Origin of the sequence: Longimicrobium sp. (assembly GCF_036554565.1) — a bacterium.
Classification (GTDB): Bacteria; Gemmatimonadota; Gemmatimonadetes; order Longimicrobiales; family Longimicrobiaceae; genus Longimicrobium.
In genome coordinates this window covers 1-3,092 of sequence record NZ_DATBNB010000551.1, presented here as the reverse complement: position 1 = coordinate 3,092, position 3,092 = coordinate 1, and the positions used below count along the sequence as shown (strand labels likewise).

General features: G+C 73.9%; 1 protein-coding gene. It reads left to right on the top strand.

What is annotated here, in order from left to right:
* Window positions 1–3,092 (top strand): amino acid adenylation domain-containing protein (locus VIB55_RS15180; protein WP_331877505.1); only part of this gene is annotated, 3,092 nt, incomplete at both ends.

Here is a 3,092-nt window from a genome sequence, read left to right as displayed (position 1 = left end):
GGTGGTGGAGCTGCTGCAGCCGGTGCGCAGCCTGGCGCACACGCCGCTCTTCCAGGTGATGTTCAACTGGCTGAACATGCCCGAGCGCAGCCTGGCGCTATCGGGGCTGGCGCTGGCCCCCACGGCGCCGGGGCCGGGGGTGGCGGCGAGCGCCCCCATGGAGGCGTCGGCGCAGTTCGACCTGGCGCTCACGCTTTCGGAGCGGGGCGGGCGGATCTCCGGCTCGCTGGAGTACGCGACGGCACTCTTCGACCGCGAGACCGTGGAGCGCCACGTGGGCTACCTGCGGCGGGTGCTCGCGCAGATGGTGGCGGACGAGCGCCGGAGCGTGGCGCGGCTGGAGCTGATGTCGCCCGCGGAGCGTGCGCGGGTCCTCGAGGACTGGAACGCGACCGATCTCCCCGCGCCGGACGGCGTGTGCGTGCACGAGCTCTTCGAGCGGCGGGCGGAGGAGACGCCCGAGGCGATCGCCGTGGTCTCTGAGAGCGGGTCGCTAACGTACGCGGAGCTGAACGCCCGCGCGAACCGGCTGGCGCACCGGCTGCGCGCCGGGGGCGTGGGCCCGGACACGCGCGTGGCGATCTGCGCCGAGCGCACGCTGGAGCTGGTGGCGGGGCTGCTGGCCGTCCTCAAGGCGGGCGGCGCGTACGTTCCGCTGGACCCGGCGTACCCGGAGGAGCGGCTGCGCTGGCTGCTGGAGGACAGCGCGCCCGTGGCGGTGCTAGCGCACAGCTCGCTCGCCGCGCGCTTCGCGGGCACGGGCGTGCCGGTGCTCGAGCTCGACCCCGGCTCGCCAGCGTGGACAGGCCCGGAAACGAATCCTGGGCGCGGAGCGCTCCAGCCGGAGCACCTGGCGTACGTGATCTACACTTCGGGGTCCACGGGGCGGCCCAAGGGGGTGATGGTCACCCACCACGCCGTGGGGCGGCAGGTCGCGGCCGTCCAGGCGGGCTTCGGCCTGCGGCCGGGCGACCGCGTCCTGCAGTTCGCCTCCGTGGCGTTCGACGCCGCGGTGGAGGAAATCTTCGGGGCGCTGCTCACCGGAGCGGCGCTGGTGCTGCGCACCGAGGCGTGGCTGGAGGGCGCGCACGCCTTCTGGGGGCGGTGCGCGGAGAACGGGGTGACGGTGGCCGATCTCCCGACGCGCTTCTGGCAGCTCCTGCTGGACGAGCCCTCGGCTGCCATCCCGCCGTCCGTGCGCCTGCTGGCCATCGGCGGCGAGGCGGTGGAGCCCACGGCGCTGCAGGCGTGGTTCGCGAGGGATGGGTACCGCCCGCCGCTCCTCAACACGTACGGCCCTACCGAGACCACCGTCAACGCCACGATGCGCGAGATCGTGAACGATCCCGCGACCTGGCGCTCCATCGGGCGGCCGGTGGCGAACACCCGCGTCTACCTGCTGGATGCGCGGGGCGGGCCGGTGCCAGTGGGGGTGTCGGGCGAGCTGTACATCGGCGGCGCCCAAGTGGCGCGCGGCTACCTGGACCGTCCGGGGCTGACCGCTGAGCGGTTCGTGCCGGACCCATTCTCCCGTGAGCCGGGGGCGCGCCTGTACCGCACGGGCGACCTGGGGCGCTGGCGGCCGGAGGGGACCATCGAGTTCCTGGGCCGCACCGACTTCCAGGTGAAGATCCGCGGCTTCCGCATCGAGCTGGGCGAGATCGAGGCGCGGCTCGCTGAGCACGAGGCCGTGCGCGACGCGGTGGTGATGGCGCGCGAGGACGAGCCTGGCGACCGGCGGCTGGTGGCGTACTGCGTTGCGGACGAGGGGCTGGACGTGGAGTCGCTGCGGGCGCACCTGGCCGGGCAGCTGCCGCCGTACATGGTACCGGCGGCGTTCGTGCGGCTGGAGGCGTTCCCGGTGACCGCGGGCAACAAGGTGGACCGCAGGGCGCTCCCCGCGCCGGAGGGCGACGCCCTCGCCGCGCGCGGCTTCGAGGCCCCGGCGACCCAGACCGAGCAGGCGCTGGCCGACATCTGGGCAGAGGTGCTGCGCGTGGAGCGGGTGGGCCGCCAGGACAGCTTCTTCGACCTGGGCGGGCACTCGCTGCTGGCCGTGCAGGTGATCTCGCGGGTGCGGCAGCGCCTCGCGGTGCAGGTTGCTCTGCGCGACCTGTTCGCCCGGCCCGTGCTGGCCGACTTCGCGCGCGAGCTGGAAACCGCGTTGCGAGCCGAACTGCCGCCGATTGAGCCGGTCGAGCGCGGGGGCGATCTCCCGCTCTCATTCGCGCAGCAGCGGCTGTGGTTCGTGGAACGGCTGGCCTCCGCGGGCGCGGCGTTCCACATCCCCGTGCGCCAGCGGCTGCAGGGCGAGGTGGACCGTGCCGCCCTGCGGCGGGCGCTGGACCGCATCCTGGCCCGGCACGAGGCGTTGCGCACCGTCTTCGCCGAGGTGGACGGCGCACCGGTGCAGCGGATCGTGCCGGCGGAGGCGTGCCCCTTCCCGCTCGTGGAGCACGACCTCCGCGGCCGTGCCGAAGGGCCGGCGGAGCTTCGCCGGTTGATGGAGGAGGAGGAGGACGCGCCGTTCGACCTGGAGCGCGGGCCGCTGATCCGCGGGCGGCTGGTGCAGATCGGCGACGACGACCACGTGCTGCTCATCACCATGCACCACATCGCCTCCGACGGGTGGAGCGTGGGGGTGTTCAACCGGGAGCTGAGGGGGCTCTACGGCGCCTTCCGCACGGGCCGGCCCGATCCGCTCCCGCCACTCGCGGTGCAGTACGCCGACTACGCCGTGTGGCAGCGGCGCTGGGTGGAGGGCGAGGTCCTCCGCGAGCAGGCGGAGTACTGGACGCAGGCGCTGGCCGGCGCCCCCGAGCTGCTGGAGCTGCCGGCGGACCACGCACGCCCCGCGCGGCAGGATTTCTCCGGCGAGATGATCGACATCGGTCTCGACGAGGCGCTCTCGGCCGCGCTCAAGGAGCTTTCCCGCCGTCACGGGACCACGCTGTACATGACGCTGCTGGCCGGGTGGGCGGCGGTGCTCGCCCGGCTGTCCGGGCAGAACGAGGTGGTGGTCGGCACGCCCACGGCGAACCGCGGGCGGGAAGAGATCGAGGCGCTGATCGGCTTCTTCGTGAACATGCTTC